This window comes from Kribbella sandramycini (assembly GCF_013131805.1).
Classification (GTDB): domain Bacteria; phylum Actinomycetota; class Actinomycetes; order Propionibacteriales; family Kribbellaceae; genus Kribbella; species Kribbella sandramycini.
Map to the genome: position 1 here is coordinate 241,553 of NZ_JABJRC010000001.1, position 19,784 is coordinate 261,336.

At 69.1% G+C, this 19,784-nt stretch carries 17 protein-coding genes; 5 read left to right on the forward strand and 12 right to left on the reverse strand.

What is annotated here, in order from left to right; genetic code table 11:
• Positions 1-53: 53 nt before the first annotated feature.
• On the forward strand, positions 54-1,910 hold the full coding sequence (gene recQ / locus HPO96_RS01030) for a DNA helicase RecQ (RefSeq protein WP_171670198.1): 1,857 nt from the start codon (positions 54-56) through the stop codon (positions 1,908-1,910).
• A gap of 19 nt (positions 1,911-1,929) precedes the next feature.
• Here recQ and HPO96_RS01035 read toward each other — a convergent pair whose 3' ends face one another.
• Entirely contained in the window at positions 1,930-2,802 is an 873-nt protein-coding gene (locus HPO96_RS01035; RefSeq protein ID WP_171670200.1) for a LysR family transcriptional regulator, read from the reverse strand.
• Positions 2,803-2,900: 98 nt separating this feature from the next.
• On the opposite strand from HPO96_RS01035, the gene HPO96_RS01040 reads away from it, so the two are divergent.
• Positions 2,901-3,596 (forward strand): SDR family oxidoreductase, encoded by a 696-nt coding sequence (locus HPO96_RS01040; protein WP_171670201.1) that lies wholly within the window; start codon positions 2,901-2,903, stop codon positions 3,594-3,596.
• Here HPO96_RS01040 and HPO96_RS01045 read toward each other — a convergent pair whose 3' ends face one another.
• The gene (locus HPO96_RS01045) at positions 3,597-3,956 is read right to left on the reverse strand and encodes a VOC family protein (RefSeq protein ID WP_171670203.1); all 360 of its coding nucleotides are present in this window, start codon (positions 3,954-3,956) and stop codon (positions 3,597-3,599) included.
• Between the two features lie 101 nt (positions 3,957-4,057).
• On the opposite strand from HPO96_RS01045, the gene HPO96_RS01050 reads away from it, so the two are divergent.
• The gene (locus tag HPO96_RS01050; protein ID WP_171670205.1) at positions 4,058-4,813 is read left to right on the forward strand and encodes an alpha/beta fold hydrolase; all 756 of its coding nucleotides are present in this window, start codon (positions 4,058-4,060) and stop codon (positions 4,811-4,813) included.
• Positions 4,814-4,912: 99 nt separating this feature from the next.
• On the opposite strand, the gene HPO96_RS01055 is transcribed toward HPO96_RS01050, so the two are convergent.
• From HPO96_RS01055 to HPO96_RS01085, 7 genes are all read right to left on the reverse strand, one after another.
• Positions 4,913-6,538 (reverse strand): DUF3352 domain-containing protein, encoded by a 1,626-nt coding sequence (locus HPO96_RS01055; RefSeq protein ID WP_171670206.1) that lies wholly within the window; start codon positions 6,536-6,538, stop codon positions 4,913-4,915.
• Positions 6,539-6,593: 55 nt separating this feature from the next.
• Positions 6,594-7,226, reverse strand: a complete 633-nt coding sequence (locus tag HPO96_RS01060; protein WP_238354663.1) for a hypothetical protein — start codon at positions 7,224-7,226, stop codon at positions 6,594-6,596.
• Between the two features lie 23 nt (positions 7,227-7,249).
• A complete protein-coding gene (dnaE, locus tag HPO96_RS01065) occupies positions 7,250-10,798 on the reverse strand; it encodes a DNA polymerase III subunit alpha (RefSeq protein WP_171670208.1) in 3,549 nt (1,182 codons plus the stop codon).
• A gap of 106 nt (positions 10,799-10,904) precedes the next feature.
• Positions 10,905-11,522 (reverse strand): Type 1 glutamine amidotransferase-like domain-containing protein, encoded by a 618-nt coding sequence (locus HPO96_RS01070; protein ID WP_171670209.1) that lies wholly within the window; start codon positions 11,520-11,522, stop codon positions 10,905-10,907.
• An 18-nt stretch (positions 11,523-11,540) separates the two neighbouring features.
• Positions 11,541-12,449, reverse strand: a complete 909-nt coding sequence (locus HPO96_RS01075) for an RluA family pseudouridine synthase (RefSeq protein ID WP_171672264.1) — start codon at positions 12,447-12,449, stop codon at positions 11,541-11,543.
• A gap of 14 nt (positions 12,450-12,463) precedes the next feature.
• Entirely contained in the window at positions 12,464-13,450 is a 987-nt protein-coding gene (gene lspA, locus HPO96_RS38875; RefSeq protein ID WP_171670211.1) for a signal peptidase II, read from the reverse strand.
• Positions 13,423-13,878: a TraR/DksA family transcriptional regulator gene (locus HPO96_RS01085; RefSeq protein WP_202885449.1), complete on the reverse strand. Its 456-nt coding sequence runs from the start codon at positions 13,876-13,878 to the stop codon at positions 13,423-13,425. The genes lspA and HPO96_RS01085 overlap by 28 nt, the downstream gene beginning before the upstream one ends.
• On the opposite strand from HPO96_RS01085, the gene HPO96_RS37505 reads away from it, so the two are divergent.
• Positions 13,877-14,137 carry a hypothetical protein gene (locus HPO96_RS37505; protein WP_202885450.1) on the forward strand — a complete coding sequence of 87 codons (261 nt, stop codon included), beginning with the start codon at positions 13,877-13,879 and terminating at the stop codon, positions 14,135-14,137. The genes HPO96_RS01085 and HPO96_RS37505 overlap by 2 nt on opposite strands.
• 429 nt (positions 14,138-14,566) lie before the next feature.
• Positions 14,567-17,716: an isoleucine--tRNA ligase gene (gene ileS / locus HPO96_RS01090; RefSeq protein WP_171670214.1), complete on the forward strand. Its 3,150-nt coding sequence runs from the start codon at positions 14,567-14,569 to the stop codon at positions 17,714-17,716.
• 197 nt (positions 17,717-17,913) lie between these two features.
• Here ileS and HPO96_RS01095 read toward each other — a convergent pair whose 3' ends face one another.
• The 3 genes from HPO96_RS01095 to HPO96_RS01105 form a co-directional block, all read right to left on the reverse strand.
• Entirely contained in the window at positions 17,914-18,684 is a 771-nt protein-coding gene (locus tag HPO96_RS01095) for a DivIVA domain-containing protein (protein WP_171670215.1), read from the reverse strand.
• A 179-nt stretch (positions 18,685-18,863) separates the two neighbouring features.
• On the reverse strand, positions 18,864-19,169 hold the full coding sequence (locus HPO96_RS01100) for a YggT family protein (RefSeq protein ID WP_171670217.1): 306 nt from the start codon (positions 19,167-19,169) through the stop codon (positions 18,864-18,866).
• Between the two features lie 37 nt (positions 19,170-19,206).
• The gene (locus HPO96_RS01105; protein WP_171670218.1) at positions 19,207-19,779 is read right to left on the reverse strand and encodes a cell division protein SepF; all 573 of its coding nucleotides are present in this window, start codon (positions 19,777-19,779) and stop codon (positions 19,207-19,209) included.
• Positions 19,780-19,784: the final 5 nt, after the last annotated feature.

The following is a 19,784-nucleotide window of genomic DNA, read 5'->3' on the forward strand; positions in this document are numbered from 1 at the left end:
AGGCTGCGGCGATCGTGCCCACGCGGCGCCGCGGAGCTGCCTAGAATCGCTGGGTGACCGAAACGCCTGCGCCGCCCCCGTCCGACGAATCGCTGCCGACCGAGGCTTTGGACGTGCTCCGCCGGGTCTTCGGGTACGACGCCTTCCGCGGCGACCAGGCCGAGATCATCGACACCGTCGTCGGCGGCGGTGACGCGCTGGTGCTGATGCCGACCGGCGGCGGCAAGTCGCTGTGCTACCAGATCCCGTCGCTGGTCCGCTCCGGCGTGGGCGTGGTGATCTCACCGCTGATCGCCCTCATGCAAGACCAGGTCGATGCGCTGACCGCGCTCGGCGTCCGGGCCGGCTTCCTGAACTCGACCCAGGACTTCGACCAGCGGCGCGAGGTGGAGCAGGCGTTCCTGGCCGGTGAGCTCGATCTGCTCTACCTGGCGCCGGAGCGGCTGCGCGTCGAGTCGACCGTGCGGCTGCTCGACCAGGGCAAGATCGCGCTGTTCGCGATCGACGAGGCGCACTGCGTGTCCCAGTGGGGCCACGACTTCCGCCCCGACTACCTGATGCTGTCGGAGCTGCACGAGCGCTGGCCCGACGTACCGCGGATCGCGCTCACCGCGACGGCGACCGAGGCGACGCACGCCGAGATCGCGAACCGGCTGCAGCTGACCGGCGCCAAACACTTCGTCGCCAGCTTCGACCGGCCGAACATCCAGTACCGGATCGTCCCGAAGGACAACCCGCAGCGGCAGCTGCTCGATCTGCTGCGCACCGAGCATGCGGGTGACGCCGGCATCGTCTACTGCCTGTCCCGCAACAGCGTCGAGAAGACCGCGGCCTTCCTGACACAGAACGGTATCGAGGCCGTCCCGTACCACGCGGGTCTCGACAGCCGCGTCCGCGCGCAGAACCAGGCCCGCTTCCTCCGCGAGGACGGCCTCGTCGTCGTCGCCACCATCGCCTTCGGCATGGGGATCGACAAACCCGACGTCCGCTTCGTCGCGCATCTCGACCTGCCGAAATCCGTCGAGGGCTACTACCAGGAGACCGGTCGCGCCGGCCGTGACGGCCTTCCCTCGACCGCCTGGCTCGCCTACGGCCTGCAGGACGTCGTCCAGCAACGCAAGATGATCGACACCTCCGAAGGCGACCTCGCCCATCGCCGCCGCCTGAGCGCCCACCTCGACGCGATGCTCGCCCTCTGCGAAACCGTCGAGTGCCGCCGCTCCCAGCTCCTCGCCTACTTCGGCCAGCACGGCGACACCTGCCAGAACTGCGACACCTGCCTCACCCCGCCCGAGTCCTGGGACGGCACCATCGCCGCCCAGAAACTCCTCTCCACCGTCTACCGCCTCCAGCACGAGCGCAACCAGAAGTTCGGCGCCGGCCAGCTGATCGACATCCTCCTCGGCAAGGACACCGACAAGGTCAAGCAGTTCCGCCACCAGGAGCTCACCGTCTTCGGCATCGGCACCGAACTCAAGGACACCGAGTGGCGCGGCGTCATCCGCCAGCTACTGGCGCTGCGCCTCCTGACCGTCGAAGGCGACTACGGCACCCTCGTCCTCACCGAGGACAGCGCCGAGGTCCTCGGCCGCCGCCGCACCGTCCAGATGCGCCGCGAACCCGAACGCGCCAAATCCAAATCCCGCTCCTCATCCGGCAAGAAGTCCCCCGCCGCCGACCTCCCCACCGAATCCCTCCCCGTCTTCGAACGCCTCCGCACCTGGCGAGCCACCACCGCCAAAGACCAGGGCGTCCCCGCCTACGTCATCTTCCACGACGCCACCCTCCGCCAAATAGCCATCGACCTCCCCACCACCCTCACCGCCCTGGGCGCCATCAACGGCATCGGCGAAAACAAACTGGCCAAATACGGCCAAGGCGTCCTGGAAACCCTAGCCACCCCCGACTGACCCCACCCGAGGCGGCTGATCAGGTCCCGGGTGGGCTGGTCGGGGTGAGGCTTTTGGTGAGGGTGACGAAGGTTTGGATGAGGGGGGAGCGGCGGGTGGCGAGCCAGGCGAGGGCGACTTTGTTGGGGGGTAGGTCGGTGAGGGGCACGGCGGTGATGTCTGGGCGGTGGTAGAAGGCGGCTACTGAGCTGGGGAGGATCGAGATGCCGCGGCCGGCGGCTACGTGTTCAAGTTTCTCCTCGACGCTGTTCAGGGCGGGGATGGGGCGGTGGCGGGGTTCGCGGGGCAGGTCGCGCCACTCGGGGACCTGATCGGGGTGTTGGAGTAGGTGCTCCTCGGCGAGATCGCTGATCTCGATCGAGGGTTTGCCGGCCAGGCGGTGGTGGGCGGGGAGGATGGCCAGGCGGGGCTCCTCGTAGAGGGGGCGGAGGGTCAGGGCGCGCTGGTCGATCGGGAGACGGACGATGCTGACGTCGGCGCGGCCGTCGTGGAGGACTTGGACCTGGTCGGCGGTGCTGGTGCGGAGGACCTCGACGTCGATGCCGGGGTGGAGGGTTTCGAAGGCGCGGACGGCGGCGGTCAGGGTGATGCCGGGCATGAAGGCGATCGTGAAGGTTCTGGGGCCGCGGGCCGCTTGAGCGACGCGGCGGCGCAGAGCGGCGGCCGAGGTGAGGAGGGGGCGGGCGTCGTCCAGGAGTTGCCGGCCGGCGGGGGTGAGCTCGGTGGCGCGTTTGGTGCGATGGAAGAGCTGCGCGCCGAGCTCGTGTTCGAGGGCGCGGATCTGCCGGGACAGCACCGGCTGCGCGATGTGCAGCCGGTCGGCGGCGCGCCCGAAGTGGAGCTCTTCGGCGACGGCGACGAAGTACCGGAGCTTCCGGAGGTCGACGTCCATACCTTCAGGGTATGACAGGCGCCCGGACAGGTCTTGGACCGGACGCCGTCCGCGGGCGCATCGTGGCAGGGAAACCCCACCACGAAAGGCGAACTGACATGACCCTGCAGGACCAGCGCGTCGTCCTCCTCGGCGGTACGTCGGGGATCGGGCTGGCCACGGCCCGGCTCGCGACCGCGCACGGCGCCACCGTGATCGTTGCCTCCAGCAACCCCGAGTCGGTGCGCCGGGCGCTCGGCGTCCTGCCCGCATCGGCGTCCGGGACCGTCTGCGACCTGACCGACCCGGCCGCCGTCGGCGCGTTCTTCGACCGCCTGGACCCGTTCGACCATCTCGTCTACACCGCCGGCGAGGCGCTCAGCCTGCTCGAGATCCGCTCGCTGGACCTCGCCCGCGCGCGCCAGGCCTTCGAACTCCGGTATTTCGGCGCCCTCAACGCGGTCCACGCCGCCACCCCGAAAATCCGCCGCTCCGTCGTCCTGACCAGCGGCACGGCGGCCGACCGGCCCGGAGCCGGCTGGTCGGTCGCCGCCAGCATCTGCGGCGCCACCGACGCCCTCGTCCGCGCCCTCGCCGTCGAGCTCGCCCCGCTCCGGGTCAACGCCGTCAAACCCGGCGTCGTCCGCACCCCACTCTGGCCCGACGACTTCGACTACACCGCCACCGCCGAATCACTCCCAGTCGGCCGCATCGGCGAACCCGAAGACATCGCCGAGGCCTACGTCTTCCTGATGAACCAAACCTACGCAACCGGCTCAATCGTCACCGTAGGCGGCGGCAACGTCCTCGTCTGACTAGTCCTGGACGACGTACAACGTGTTTCCGTCGGGGTCGGTGAAGCTGAACATGGGCGGCACGCCTGGCCAGGCCAGCAGGTCGCCGGCTGCGTCGCCGAGTGCGGCGTGCGCCGCCGCGGCGTCCGTCGTTCCCAGGCGGACGCCGGTGTCGCGGCCGACCGGCTCGCCGTCGGCTGCCGGCGTCAGGGCGAGACTCGCCCCGGCCCCAGTTGTGAGGACGATCCAGCGGCCGGCGAGTTGTGGGAGGGGGGTGTCGGACAGGAGGGTGAGGCCGAGGGTGTTGGTGTAGAAGGCGAGCGCTCGGTCCTGGTCGGCGACGGGGATGCCGACGGTGTGGATGCTCGTGAAGTGGTTCATGGTTTCTCCTTGGAGGTGAAAAAGTTGCTGTCATCTCCGAGGTAGAAGCTGTTCGCGTGGTTTCGACATCCGGGGCCGAAGAATTTCGCTGGAAGGATCTGATGCCGACTCTCGAACTGCCTGATGGACGATTTCACTACGAGGACGCCGGCGGTGATGGTGAGGCTGTGCTGGCGTTGCATGGGGTGTTCGGGCGTGGCCGGAGCTTCGCCGGGCTGGCGGAGCGGCTGCTGCCGGAGTATCGGGTGATTGCGCCGGATCTGCGGGGGCACGGTCGCACGGAGGTGCGTGGCGGGTTCGGTCGTGCTGAGTTCGTGGCGGATGCCGCTCGGTTCGTCGAGGCGCTGGGGCTCGCACCGGCGGTGGTCTACGGTCATTCGCTGGGTGGTGTGACGGCGTACCAGTTGGCGGCGCGGCGGCCGGAGCTGGTGCGGGCGGTTGTGGTCGAGGACGTCGGCGCCGTCACGGATGAGACCGCGGTCGCGCAGCCGGTTCTCGACGTCCGCGGGTGGCCCCGGCGGTTCGAGAACGCGGCGGAGTTCTTCGCGGCCACCCCGGCCCCGGAGTACTTCCTCGAAAGCGTCGTCGACGGCGAGCTGCTGTTCGACCTGGACACGATGATGCTGGTCCAGGAGGGCAACCGGGGGGCGTGGTGGTCCGATTGGGAGGCCGTCAGCTGCCCCATGCTGTTGCTCCGAGCAACTAACAGTTTCCTGCTCAGCGCTGACCTGGCCGCCGAGATGGTACGCCGACGCCCGGACACCGAGCAGGTCGTCATCGAGGGCTCCGGCCACTGGATCCACCGCGAAGCACCTGACGACTGCGCCACCGCCGTCCGGAACTTCCTGAACCGCTAGCGGCGGTAGGTGGGCGCTGGCTGCGGTGGATCGACCAACCCACTCACCACAACGAAAGCTCCGGACGACCGTGGGGTCGTCCGGAGCTTCGGGGGGGTGTTACTTGGCTACTACGCGGAGGGTGAAGTCACCCTCGAAGTTGCCGGTGTTGCGGGCGACGATGCCGGCCGAGCGGAGGGCCTGGACGTCGGCGTTGGGCTTCTCGTCGAGGGCTTCCATGATGTCGGCGGCGGCGGTGAAGTCGACGTAGCCGAGCATGGTGGCGCCCTGGACGTCGGGGAGCGCGACCTTGAAGTTCTCGGTGGCGCCGAGGTTGCCGCCCTGGAGGACCTGGCCGGCGTAGGCCTGGTCGGTGGAGACGACGAGGGTGTCGCCGTCCTTCGCGGTCACCAGCGGGACCTGGACCGGAGCCTGCTGCTGCATCAGCGTGGTGAGCTTCTTCAGCACCGGCTCGGCCTTGGCCGGGTCGGTCTCCAGCCGGGCCGCGAACTTCGGGCCGGCCGAGGCGTCCTTGTCGACGACGAGCGACAGGTTCTTGCCGAGCAGGTTCTTCAGGTCGTCCGGCAGGGTCAGGCCGGAGGCCGAACCGAAGCCCTTGACCATCTCGCCCAGCTCGCCGCTCTTCTCCAGCTGCTTCCAGAGCGTGTCGATCGACGTGTCGACACCGGAGACCGTCATCGCGGCGGTCGTGGTGTCAGGCAGCTTGGTGAACAGCTCGCCGGCGTCGGCCGACTTCGCGACGACCTCCTGGTCGGCCTTCACGATGCCCTTGACCTCGACGTACTGCGCGTCGAAGCGGAGCGCGGCCGCGACGGTGCCCTCGCCGACCGGGTCGACCTTGGCGGGCCCGAACTCGCCGGCCAGCGCCGACAGGCCCTTGACGTCGGCCCAGACCGTGGCGAATCCCGGCTCGCCGAGCTTCTTCAGGTCGTCGGTGTACTTGGCGTTGTTCGTCAGCGGGTTGGTCTTCGCGGTCGCGATCGCGGCGTCCACGTCGGCCTGCTTGTCGGCGAGGATCATGTAGTCCTCGTGGAACGCGCGCCCGGGCTTCTCGGTCTCCTTGGCCAGGAGTTTGTCCATCCCCTTGGCCGCGGCCTTCTCGTCCTTCACCTGGACGGCGATGACGACCGGCGGCTCCTTCTGGCCGTCAGCCGTCGGCAGCACGGCGGCGCCGATCCGGTCGCCGAGCCACGGCTTCACGTCCTTGGCGTAGTCGACCTCGGCGAGGTCGTCGCCGGAGCTGCTCTTGATCGCCTCGAACAGCTTCTGGTGCAGGTCGTCCTTCTCACCGGTCAGCTTCAGCTTGTCCTTGGCCGACGGGAACTTCATCAGGAACCGGAGCGCGGCCAGCTTCTGGCCGGCCGACGGGTTCAGATCGACGCGCAGGAAGCCGATCGCGGTCCCCGGGAGGACGGCGTCCGGCTGCTTGCCGCCGTTCAGCTTGCCGTAGGCAAAGATGCCGCCACCGGCGACGACGAGCACCATCGCCAGCGCGGCGATGATCGGGATCAGCTTGCCGCGCGGCTTCTTGGCCGGCGGCTGCTGGCCCTGCGCGCCGAACTGCAACTGCTCGAAGGACTGCTCACCCTGGTACGGCGGCTGCCCCTGGAACTGCGGCTGACCGGGCTGCTGGCCCTGGTACGGCGGCTGGGGCTGGTTGCCCGGGTACTGCTGCCCGCCGGGGCCCTGCGACTGCGGACCGGGCGGATTGAACTGATCAGACATGCTTTTCTACTTCCCCCTCAACGGACCGGTGGCCTCACCCACCGGCCTGAACACCTTAGTGCACCGGGGGGTTGCCCTCTGACGCAACAGGTTTCGGATCGGTTGCAACCGGCTCCGAGCGCCAGGTGGTGGCGGAGATCACTGCCGCGGCCAGCGCGGCGCCGACCAGCCAGGCGACCGCGGGCGTCCAGGTGTGCAGCTCCAGCGGCGCCGCGACCAGGTCTCCGGGCTTGGCGGCGCTCAGGCGCGCATCCAGCGGGTCGTGGCCGAGCAGCATGCCGACACCCCACGCGACGCCCGACCCCAGACAGGCCCCGAGGACGGCGATCGCGACCGACCACGGCCCGTAGTTGCGCAACCACCAGAACAGCGCGCCGCCGAGCAGGAACGCCGCCACGAACCCGATCGCGGTGAACGTGCCGTCCGGGCCGAACACCCGGGTCATTTGCTCCTCCCCCAGGGCGCCGCCGTTCTCGTCGACGGTGTACTGCGCGAGCGGCGAGAACTGCTGCCACGCCCACCCCCCGACCACACCGGCCACCAGGAACACCACCACCGTCACCAGAATCGCCTTCGCCCAGGGCATCTGCGGCTCCGGCTCCGGCGGCGCGCCGAACGGATTCATCGACGGCGGAGCGACATACGGACCCGGCTGGCCCCAGGACTGCGGCGACTGCTGCTGACTCACCACGACAGTGTGCCGTATCCCTGTCAACCGGCCAGGCAGGAGGGGCCGAGGAGGGCTTTCAGGTCGGCCATCAGGGCGCTGGTGGGGGTGACGCGGAAGCGGTCGCCGATGCGCATGACGGTGGTTTTCTGGCGGGCCTGCAGGCGGAGCTGGACCTCGGTCATGCCGGGGTGGGACTGGAGGATGTCGCGGAGCTGGTCGACGACCGGCGGGGTGCAGCGGGTGACCGGCATGCTGATCACGACCGGGCCGCTGGGGCCTTCGGTGAGATCGGGGACGACGACCTCGTCGCCGGAGAGCTCGACGCGGTCCTCGCGGCGGCGGATCCGGCCCTTCATCAAGATGATCGCGTCGTTGCTGAGCAGGTGCGCGTGCAGCTGGTACGCCGAGGAGAACATCATCACCTCGATCGAACCTTCGAGGTCCTCGATGGTGACGATCGCGTAGATGTCACCGCGTTTGTTCACCTTGCGCTGGACGGCGGTGACCAGGCCGCCGATCGTCACCCGCGTCCCGTCGGGGCGGTCCTCGTCGGCCAAAAGCTGCCCGATCGTGCAATCCGAGCCGTTGGTCAGCACGTGTTCGACACCGAACAGCGGGTGGTCGGACACGTAGAGGCCCAGCATGTCCCGCTCGTGGGCGAGTTTGGTCGCCTTGTCCCACTCCTCGATCTCGGGGACGGTGACCGACAACCGGCTGTTGCCCTCCCCCTCGGCGGCGTCCTCCTCGCCCATCGAGAACAGGTCGAACTGGCCGTGTGCCTCGTTCCGTTTGAGGTCGATCGCCTCGTCGACGGCCTGCTCGTGGACGGCGACCACCGCGCGCCGGGCGTGGCTCATCGAGTCGAACGAGCCGGCCTTGGCCAGCGACTCGATGACGCGCTTGTTGCAGACCGGCAGCGAGACCTTGTCGATGAAGTCGACGAAATCGGTGAACCGGCCCTTCTCCTCACGGGCCGCGACGATCTCGGCCACCACGTTGACGCCGACGTTGCGGATCGCGGACAGGCCGAAGCGGATGTCGGTGCCGACCGGGGTGAAGTTCGAGTCGGACTCGTTGACATCCGGCGGGAGCACCTTGATGCCCATCCGGCGGCACTCGTTCAGGTAGATGGCCATCTTGTCCTTGTCGTCCTTCACGGACGTCAGAACGGCAGCCATGTACTCGGCCGGGAAGTTCGCCTTGAGGTACGCCGTCCAGTACGAGACCAGCCCGTACGCCGCCGAGTGCGCCTTGTTGAACGCGTAGTCGGAGAACGGGAGCAGGACGTCCCAGAGCGCCTTGATCGACTGCTCGGAGAAGCCGTTCGACTTCATCCCCTCCGCGAAGCCGACGTACTCGGCGTCCAGCACCTCGCGTTTCTTCTTACCCATCGCCCGGCGGAGCAGGTCCGCCTTGCCGAGGGTGTAGCCGGCCAGGCGCTGGGCGATCTCCATCACCTGCTCCTGATAGACGATCAGGCCGTAGGTGATGCCGAGGATCGGCTCCAGCGCGACGGCGAGCTCGTCGTGCGGGTAGGAGATCTCCTGCTGTTTGTTCTTCCGCAGGGCGTAGTTGGTGTGGCTGTTCGCGCCCATCGGGCCGGGGCGGTAGAGCGCGCCGACGGCCGAGATGTCCTCGAAGTTGTCGGGTTTCATCAGCCGCAGCAGGGCCCGCATCGGGCCGCCGTCGAACTGGAAGACGCCGAGGGTGTCACCGCGGCCGAGCAGCTCGAAGGTCGGGCCGTCGTCGAGGGTCTGGGCGAGCGCGTCGAGGTCGAGGGTGATCCCGCGGCTGGCCTCGACGTTCTTGACGGCGTCGTCCATGATCGTCAGGTTGCGCAGGCCCAGGAAGTCCATCTTGACCAGGCCGAGCGTCTCGCAGCTCGGGTAGTCGAACTGGGTGATGATCTGGCCGTCCTGGTCGCGGCGCATGATCGGGATCAGGTCGATCAGCGGCTCGCTGGACATGATCACGCCGGCCGCGTGCACACCCCACTGGCGTTTCAGGTTCTCCAGGCCGCGGGCGGTGTCGACGATCTTGCGGACGTCCTGGTCGCCCTCGTAGAGCTGGCGGAACTCGCCGGCCTCGGAGTACCGCTTGTGCGAGGTGTCGAAGATCCCGGACAGCGGGATGTCCTTACCCATCACCGACGGCGGCATCGCCTTGGTGATCCGGTCGCCCATCGCGAACGGGTAGTCGAGCACCCGGCCGGCGTCCTTGATGGCCTGCTTGGCCTTGATCGTGCCGTAGGTGACGATCATCGCGACCCGGTCGTCGCCGTACTTCTCGGTGACGTACCGGATCACCTCGGGGCGGCGGCGGTCGTCGAAGTCGATGTCGAAGTCGGGCATCGACATCCGCTCCGGGTTCAGGAAGCGCTCGAAGATCAGACCGTGCTGGAGCGGGTCCAGGTCGGTGATCCGCATCGCGTACGCGCACATCGAGCCGGCGCCGGAGCCACGGCCCGGGCCGACCCGGATGCCGTGCGCCTTGGCCCAGTTGATGAAGTCGGCGACGACGAGGAAGTACCCGGCGTACCCCTTGGAGGTGATGACCTCGATCTCGTACTCCGCCTGTTTGCGGACGTGATCCGGGACGCCGGCCGGGTAGCGCTTGTGCAGGCCGGTCTCGACCTCGGCGACGAACCAGGACTCCTCGTTGTGCCCCTCGGGGCAGGGGAACCGCGGCATGAACCGGCCCTCGCCCTCGGTGAAGCTGACCTCGCACTGCTCGGCGATCAGCAGCGTGTTGTCACACGCCTCGGGGAAGTCCTTCCAGACCTCGCGCATCTCGGCCGCGGTCTTCACGTAGAACTCGTTCGCGTCGAACTTGAACCGGTTCGGGTCGGACAGCGTCGAGCCGGACTGCACGCAGAGCAGCGCGGCGTGGGACGTCGCGTCCTCGGGTTTGGTGTAGTGCAGGTCGTTGGTCGCGACCAGCGGCAGGCCCAGCTCCTTGGCCAGGCGGAGCAGGTCGCCCTGGATGTTCCGCTCGATGCCGAGGCCGTGGTCCATCAGCTCGCAGTAGAAGTTCTCCTTGCCGAAGATGTCGCGGAACTCCGCGGCCGCCTTGATCGCCTCGTCGTACTGCCCGAGGCGGAGCCGCGTCTGCACCTCGCCGGACGGGCAGCCGGTGGTCGCGATCAGGCCCTGGCCGTAGGTGTTCAGCAGCTCGCGGTCCATCCGGGGCTTGAAGTAGTAGCCCTCGAGGGAGGCCAGCGAGCTCATCTTGAACAGGTTGTGCATCCCCGACGTGTTCTTCGCGAGCAGCGTCATGTGGGTGTACGCGCCGGAGCCGGAGACGTCGTCGCGGCCCGAGTTCGCGTCACCCCATTTGACCCGCTTGCGCTCGGTGCGATGCGTGTGCGGCGTCAGGTACGCCTCGACGCCGATGATCGGCTTGACGTCGTACTTCTTCGCGGTCTTCCAGAACTCGTAGGCCCCGAAGACGAACCCGTGGTCGGTGGTCGCGATCGCCGGCTGGCCCATCTCCTGGGCGGTCTTGAACAACTCGTCGATCCGGGCGGCGCCGTCCAGCATGGAGTACTCGGTGTGCACGTGTAGATGCACGAAACTGTCGCTGGACGCCATGTCTTCGCAGACCTCCCGGAGGCGTGTGTGAGCGGAACTGCCACAGCTTATGCAGACCCCTCCGACAGTTCTGAATCGGCTCACCGGGAGGCCTCGCGACCGCCCGCTATCCGGGCACGATCTCCCGATGATCGCCGTGAACGAACAGGGCCTGGCCGTCGCGGAGGGCGAGGTACGGGACGCCGGTGCGGGCGTAGGTTTCCGCGACGGCGGCGACGAGGTCGGTCTCGGGGTGGCCGGGGGAATCGAGGTGCGGGACGATCGCGTGGTCGAGGAGGGCGAGGCCGTCCCAGATGACGGCTTCGGGGTCGTCGACGGGGTCGACGTGTTCGAGGCCGTGGAGGCTGGGGGCGAGGACGCAGGCGCCGGCGCTGTAGCCGGCGTAGACGAGTTGCTCGGAGCGGATCAGGGCCGGGAGGACGGCGTCCGCGCCGGAGCGGGCGAGGGCGGCGCGGAGGTGGAAGACGTTGCCGCCGCGGACCCAGAGGGCGTCGTACGCCGGGAGGCGGGCTGCGGCGTCGTCGTCGCGGAGGTCGAGCTCTTCGGCAGGGAGGCCGAGGGAGGCGAGGGCGGTCAGCTCGGCCTCGACCTTCGCGCGGCGGATCGCCGGGGTGACGAAGTCCATCGCGTTGCAGACCACGGCGACCCGGGCCGGGCGTGGGAGGAGGGCGAGCAGGCGCTCCGGGGAGTCGCCGAGGCGGAACGAGGAGAGGTAGAGCTTCACTGGGCTGTCATTGGGCTCTCATTGGGCGTCGGCGAGGACGTCGAGGGCCTGGTCGAGGTCCTGGGGGTATTCGGAGGTGAACTCGACGTACTGGCCGGTGCCGGGGTGGTCGAAGCCGAGGCGCATGGCGTGCAGCCACTGGCGGGACAGGCCGAGGCGCTCGGCGAGGGTCGGGTCGGCGCCGTAGGTCAGGTCGCCGCAGCAGGGGTGGCCGATCGCGGACATGTGGACGCGGATCTGGTGCGTGCGGCCGGTCTCGAGGGTGATCTCCAGGAGGGTCGCATAGCGGAACGCCTCCAGGGTCTCGTAGTGGGTGACGCTGGGTTTGCCGCCCGCGATCACGCCGAACTTGTAGTCGTGGTGCGGGTGCCGGTCGATCGGGGCGTCGACGGTGCCGGTGAACGGGTCCGGGTGGCCCTGGACGAGCGCGTGGTAGATCTTCTTGACCGTGCGCTCCTTGAAGGCGCGCTTGAGGACGGTGTACGCGTACTCCGTCTTCGCGACGACCATCAGGCCGGACGTGCCGACGTCGAGCCGGTGCACGATGCCCTTGCGCTCGGCGGCGCCGCTGGTGGAGATGCTGAACCCGGCGCCGGCCAGGTGGCCGATCACGGTCGGGCCGGTCCAGCCCGGGGACGGGTGGGCGGCGACGCCGACCGGTTTGTCGACCACGACGATCTCGTCGTCGTCGTGCACGATGCGCAGGTTGTCGACCGTCTCGGGGACGATCTGGACCTCGGCGGGCGGCGGCGGGAGCTCGACGTCCAGCAGGACACCGGCGGCCACCCGGGCGGACTTCGCCGCGGTCGCGCCGTCCACCTGGACCAGGCCGGACTCGATCAGCTCGGCCGCCTTGGTGCGGGAGACGCCGAACAGGCGGGACAGGGCGGCGTCGAGACGCTCGCCGGCCAGCCCGTCGGGGACCATCACGGTGCGCGAGCTCACTTGCGGATCTCCCGGGTGCCGTCGAGGCGGATACCGCGCAGGGTCTGGATCACCAGCAGGATCGCGGCCGAGGAGACCGCGATGTCGGCGACGTTGAAGATCGCCCAGTTCGGGGTCTGCAGGAAGTCGATCACGTGCCCGTGGAACGGCGAGGGCTCGCGGAAGATCCGGTCGGTGATGTTGCCGACCGCGCCGCCGAACAACAGGCCGAACGCGACCGCCCAGCCCGCCGACCCGAGCTTGCGGGACAGCACCACGACCCCGATCGCCACGGCGATCTGCACCGCGCTGATGTACGGCGTGTACCCGGCGCCCAGGCTGAACGCGGCGCCCGAGTTGCGGATCAGGGTGAACTTCAGCAGCTCGCCCACCACGTTCACCGACTCCCCCGGCGTCAGGTGCGCCAGCGCCAGCGCCTTCGTCACCTGGTCGATCCCCCACACCACCAACCCCACCACCCCGAAAACCCCCACCCACTTCCACCGCACCCCGCCACCCGCCCCGGGCTCGCCGCCTCCGGCGACCTCGCCCGACGAAGAGCTGGAGGTGTCCGAAGCCGCGCCCCCGGTGGTTGGGTCGACCGCGTGGCCGGTGGCCGGGTCAACCGACTCACCGGTGGTCGGGGTGGCCGGCTCGCCGGCGGCCGGGGAGGCCCCGTCGGCCGCCGAGCCGGCGTCGCCCGACGGGCCGGCCGCGCCGGCCTCGTCCGCATCAACAGCACGAGTGGCCGCAGGCCCGTCAGCCGGGGTGGAGCCGGTGGTGGCCGGGGAGGCGCCGTCGGACGTCGAGCCGGCCGCGTCGCCGGTGGTTGGGTCGACCGGCTTGCCGGTGGTCGAGGTCGCCGGGGCGGGTGTGGCGGTGCTGGGGGCGGGGTTGGTGGGGGTGCTGGGGGACGACGGAGAACCGGCCGACGGGGGGTCGGCCGGTTCGGGGGTGGGGGCGGGGGTGTCGTCGGTCAGCGGCGTTCTTCGCGTTCTTTGCATGAGACGCACAGTGTCGCACGGGGGAAGGCTTGGAGCCGACCCTTGCCGATGGCGTTACCGCAGGACTCGCAGATGCCGTAGGTGCCGTCCTCGATCCGGGACAGGGCGCGCTCGATCTGGTCGAGCATGTCGCGGGCGTTGTTGGCCAGGGACATCTCGTGGTCGCGCTCGAGGGTGGTGGAGCCGACGTCGGCCTGGTCGTTACCGGCGCCGTCGCCGCCGTCGCGGAGCAGGCCGACGATCTCCTGTTCGGCGTCCTTGATCTCCTGCCGCAGGTGGACCACGTCGGCCTCGAGCTCGGTCCGGAGCTCGGCGAGCTCGGCCGCCGTCCACGGGGTCTCGCCCGTCTTCACCGCGAGGGTTTCCGCCTTGTGCGCGGGGGACTTGGCCGGCGCCGTCGCCGGAGTCCTGTTCTCGTTCGTCTTCATGGCCACCCTCTTCGTCGTCGCTTGCTTGGCAGGGGCTGTCTTGGCCGGAGCCTTCTTCGCCGCGGCGGTGGTCTGTTTCGCCGCGGAATTCCTGGTGGCCGGCGTCTTCTTCGCCGGAGTGGCCGCGTTCGTTCCCGAGGCGCTCTTCTTGGCCGCGGTCGTGCGCTGGGGGGCGGTCTTCCTGGGAGCCGTAGCCATGTTCAGCTACCCCCTGCCTTCGTCGTCGGAGACTGAAGTCGGACTGGTCGCAAGACAGTAGGCCAGCTCACCCACGCTGACCAGCCCGACGCGCGGACCGTGGACATACGGTAGTCGCTTCTTCAAGTTCACTCGATGTTCCGCGCGTCACAGCCACGTCTCAGCCGCTACCGACGGTGACATTTCCGTGAACATCACGCAGCATTCTCACCGTTGTACCCCCGATCGGCACCCCATTAACGATTCGTGATCACCCGGTACGACGCCGTACACTGGCAACCGCGACCTGCAAGGCAGTGATGGGGCCATCACCCCGGAGCCGCCGGAAGAACAGTCCGTGGCGACCTATTAGAACCGGCAGCGGCGCGTGAAGGAAGTGGGTGACTCCCCGGAGTCGCCAAGGAGGGTGGTACCGCGCGGTGCCCGGCCGATCCGGCCGCGGCATTTCGTCCCTCGTCGGGCCCGTATCTGGCGACGAAGGAACGAAACGATGGCGGCACAGCACCCCGAGACCGGCTGGCGGCAGGTCCCGGCCCAGGTCGACTTCCCCGCGATGGAGCGGGAGGTGCTCACCCACTGGGACGAGCACGACACGTTCGCCAAGAGCCTCGAGCAGTCCGCCGGCGGCACGCCGTGGACATTCTTCGAAGGCCCCCCGACCGCGAACGGGATGCCCGGCACGCACCACATCGAGGCCCGCGTCTTCAAGGACGTGTTCCCGCGGTACCGGACCATGAAGGGCTTCTCGGTCGAGCGCAAGGCCGGCTGGGACTGCCACGGCCTGCCGGTCGAGGTCGCGGTCGAGAAGGAACTCGGCTTCAACGGCAAGAACGACATCGAGGCGTACGGCATCGCCGAGTTCAACGCCAAGTGCCGCGAGTCGGTGCTGCGCAACGTCGACGCGTTCAACGAGCTGACCACCCGGATGGGCTACTGGGTCGACCTCGAGCACCCCTACAAGACGATGGACCCCGAATACGTCCAGTCCGTCTGGTGGTCGCTCAAGCAGATCCACGACAAGGGCCTCCTGGTCGAGGACTACCGGATCACGCCGTACTGCCCGCGCTGCGGCACCGGCCTGTCCGACCACGAGCTCGCCCAGGGCTACGAGACCGTCGTCGACCCGTCGGTCTACGTCCGCTTCCCGCTCACCTCCGGCCCGCTGGCCGGCAAGGCGTCGCTGCTGGTCTGGACGACGACGCCCTGGACGCTCGTCTCCAACACCGCCGTCGCCGTGCACCCCGACGTCCCGTACGTCGTCGCCACCGACGGCTCGGAGTCGCTGGTCGTGGCCGAGCCGCTGCTCGACCGCCTCGGCGAGGGCTGGACGGTCACCGAGCGGTACACCGGCCGCGACATGGAGCGCTGGACCTACCAGCGCCCGTTCGAGCTGGTCGAGTTCCCCGAGCCGGCGCACTACGTCGTCCTGGCCGAGTACGTCACCACCGAGGACGGCACCGGTCTGGTGCACCAGTCCCCCGCGTTCGGCGCCGACGACCTGATCGTCTGCCGCGCGTACGGCCTGCCGGTCGTGAAGCCGGTCGAGGCCGACGGCACGTTCACGGCCGGCATCCCGCTGGTCGGCGGCCAGTTCTTCAAGAAGGCCGACGCGGACCTCGTGAAGGATCTGGACGCCCGCGGCGTCCTGTTCAAGCACGTCCCGTACGAGCACCCGTACCCGCACTGCTGGCGCTGCCACACCCCCGTCATGTACTACGCGCTCCCCTCCTGGTACATCCGCACCACCCAGGTCAAGGAGGCGCTGCTCCGCGAGAACGAGAAGACCAACTGGTTCCCCGACTCGATCAAGTGGGGCCGGTACGGCGACTGGCTGCGCAACAACATCGACTGGGCGGTCTCCCGGTCGCGCTACTGGGGTACGCCGCTGCCGATCTGGCGGTGCGCCGACGACCACCAGGTGTGCGTCGGCTCGCTGGCCGAGCTGGGCGAGCTGGCCGGGCGCGACCTGAGCGCCACCGACCCGCACCGGCCGTACGTCGACGACGTCACGTTCGCCTGCCCGACCTGTGGCGAGGAGTCGCGCCGGGTCGCCGAGGTGATCGACGCCTGGTACGACTCGGGCTCGATGCCGTTCGCGCAGTGGGGCTACCCGTGGGCCGAGGGGTCGAAGGAGAAGTTCGAGCGGGCCTACCCGGCCGACTTCATCTCCGAAGCGATCGACCAGACCCGCGGCTGGTTCTACACGCTGATGGCGGTCGGCACGCTGGTCTTCGACGAGTCGTCGTACCGCAACGTCGTCTGCCTCGGGCACATCATGGCCGAGGACGGCCGGAAGATGTCCAAGCACCTGGGCAACATCCTGGAGCCGATCCCGCTGATGGACGACCACAGCGCGGACGCCGTGCGCTGGTTCATGGCCGCCTCCGGCTCGCCGTGGAAGGCCCGCGGCATCGGTCCGAACGTGCTGAACGAGATCGTCCGGAAGGTGCTGCTCACCTACTGGAACACGGTCGCCTTCCACGCCTTGTACGCGCGGCTGGCCGAGTGGTCGCCCGCCGACGTCCCACCGGTCGCGGAGCGCTCCGTGCTGGACCGCTGGCTCGTCAGCGAGACGCACCGGCTGGTCCGGGACACCGACGAGGCGTACGCCGCCTACGACACCCAGAAGCTGGGGCTGCTGGTCAGCTCCTTCGTCGACACCCTGTCGAACTGGTACGTCCGCCGGTCGCGGCGGCGGTTCTGGGCCGGGGACGCCGGTGCGCTCTCCACGCTGCACGAGACGCTGGACGTGCTGACGCGCGTCCTGGCGCCGCTGACGCCGTTCGTCACCGAGCGGGTCTGGCAGGACGTGTTCCGCCCGGTCACGCCCGAGCTGCCCGAGTCGGTGCATCTGGCGACCTTCCCGACGTACGACGCGGCGCTGATCGACGACGTCCTCGCGCAGCACGTGTCGATGGCCAAGCGGGTCGTCGAGCTGGGCCGGTCGGCCCGGGCGGACGCCAAGGTGCGGACGCGGCAGCCGCTGTCGCGCGCGCTGGTCGGCTCGGCCGCGATCGCGGACCTGTCACCGGAGCTGCTGCAGGAGATCGCCGACGAGCTCAACGTCGGATCCGTCGAGCCGCTGTCGGCGGCCGGCGCGGATCTGATCGAGTACTCCGCGAAGGGCAACTTCCGCGAGCTGGGCAAGCGGTTCGCCAAGCAGACCCCGGTCGTCGCGGCCGCCATCGCGACCGCGGACGCCGCCGGCCTGGCCGCTGCCCTGAAGGCGACCGGTACGGCGACCGTGGTCGTGGACGGCGCCGACGTCGAGGTGACCGAGGCCGACGTCCTGCTGTCCGAGCGGCCGAGGGAGGGCTGGTCGGTCGTCAACGAGCAGGGCGAGACGGTGGCCCTCGACCTCGAGATCACCCCGGAGCTCAAGCAGGCCGGTCTGGCCCGCGAGGTCGTCCGCACCCTGCAGGAGGCCCGCAAGTCCGCCGGCCTGGAGGTCTCCGACCGCATCCGGGTCTGGCTGACCACGCCGGACGCCGAGCTCGCCGATGCGCTCGGCAAGCACTCCGACGACCTGGCCAAGGAGGTGCTGGCGGTGGAGCTCACGCTGTCCGCGCCGGCCGAGGCCGGGCTCGTCACCGGGGCCGAGGACGACCTCCAGCTCACCTACTGGCTCAGCAAGGCCTGAGAACGTCGTACGGCGCGGGTCCGGTGGGTACCGGGCTCGCGCCGAGGGTGTTACGACGGGTGGTGTTCCCCGCTGGTCCGGCGGGGGAAGCACTCCCAGTGACGATCAAACGACTGTGTGTCAGAAGTTTCCGGACACGCCGAAGAGGCGGTGCTGCCGGAAAGCACCGCCCCTTCACAGGTTCAGACGTTAGTGACTCAGACTCCGTGACCGCCGTGCGCCTGGACGCGGGCCTCCGGACGGAAGCCGTTCCGCGGGCTCAGCGTGTCGTCGCCGTTGCCCAGCGCCTTGAGCTGCTCGGTGAAGTAGGTCTTCAACCGGCTGCGGTACTCGCGCTCGTAGGCGTGCAGGTCGTCGATCGTGCGCTCGAGCTGACCCTTCTGCTTCTCCAGCGTGCCCAGCATCTGGGCGCGCCGCTCGGCGATCTCGCCGTCGAGCTTCTCGGCGCGGGCGCGGGCCTCGCCGGTCATCCGGTCGGCCTTGCCGCGAGCCTCGTTCTCCAGCCGCTCGGCCTTGGCGCGGGCCTCGCCGATGATCTTGTCGGCGGTGTCCTTCGCCTCCTGGACCAGGTCGTCGGAGTGCTTGGTCGCCATCTCCAGCAGCCGCACCGCGGAGCTGGACGCGTCACCGACGGTCCCGGCGGCCGCAGCAGCCCCCGCAGCCGCTACCACCGGCGCGACGACAGGCGGCTTCTCCTCGATGATCGGCTTCTCGACCACCACCGGGGGCTTCGGCTGCTGCACGACGGGCGGCAGCGCGGCGGTCTGGTCGACCGGCCGCTCCTGACCGGCGCCCGCGCGCTGAGCAGCGGCGAGCTTGGCCCGCAGCTCCTCGTTCTCGGCGAGGAGGCGCTCGAGCTCGGCCTCCACCTCGTCGAGGAAGGAGTCGACCTCTGTGACGTCGTAGCCCTCCCGTAGTCGGACGGGCGTGAACTGCTTCGAGCGGACGTCATCCGGCGTCAGCGGCATCTTTCACCTCGTTTGTCTGTGTCTTGGCGGAGTCCCCGTGGCCTTCACCTCGGCGACTCAGTAGATCACGTTATCGCTTCGTTGTGTTGTGACGGAATCCGGGCGGGCGACAACGATCCCTGTACTTCGATTTTGTCCGAGACCTTACCTACCCGATCCAAGCCCCCGTACCCGCCGGATCACAGCGAATTCAGGATCGTCGAGTTGATCGACATCGCCACGGAGACGATGACGAACAGCATCAGCATGGACAGGTCCAGCCGGATCCCGCCGGCCCCGATCGGGGGCAGGATGCGCCGCAGCGGGCGCAGGCACGGGTCCGTGACCGAGTAGACGGCCTCGAAGAGCAGCAGCAGCGGCCCCTTGGGGTGCCACTGCGGCGCGAACATGACGATCAGTCCGAGTACGAAGCGTGCCAGCAGAACCAGCAGGAACGCGAGCAGTACCCAGCTGACGATTGTGAGGACGAGCGTGAGAGCAACCATGTCGTCAATGAGTGTAGAAGACGGGCGAAGTCACCGGTCAGGACTGGTTGTAGAACCCGTCCGCGGCGATCTTCTCCTTCTCCTCCGCGGCGACCGTCACGTTGGGCGGGCAGACCAGGAACACCTTGGTGGTGATCCGCTCGATCGAGCCCCGGCAGCAGAAGATCAGGCCGGCGGCGAAGTCGACCAGCCGCTTGGCGTCCGCGTGGTCCATCTCGGTCAGGTTCATGATGACGGGCGTGCCGTCACGGAAGTGCTCACCGATCACGCGCGCCTCGTTGTAGCTGCGCGGGTGCACGGTGGTGATGCGGGCCAACTCGGTAACCTCCGGGGACGGTGCGACACCGCGACGCTCTGGGAACTTGCTGACCGTGCCGCCCTGCTCCTCGCGCCCGTGCTGCCCCTGGTGGTGATCGGAGCGGCTGTCGCGGTGCTGGTCGCGGCCCTCCCGGCCGGCGGGCGCCGGCTCGGCCTCGTGGGAGTCCCCGTCGACGGCTTCGTCGTCGTACTCGTCGTAGTCGTCGTACTCGTCGTCGTACCGCGCGTTGTAGCGCTCACCGTCCTCGACCAAGCCGAGGTACACACCCATCTTGCGCAGTGCGCCGCTCATGGCCC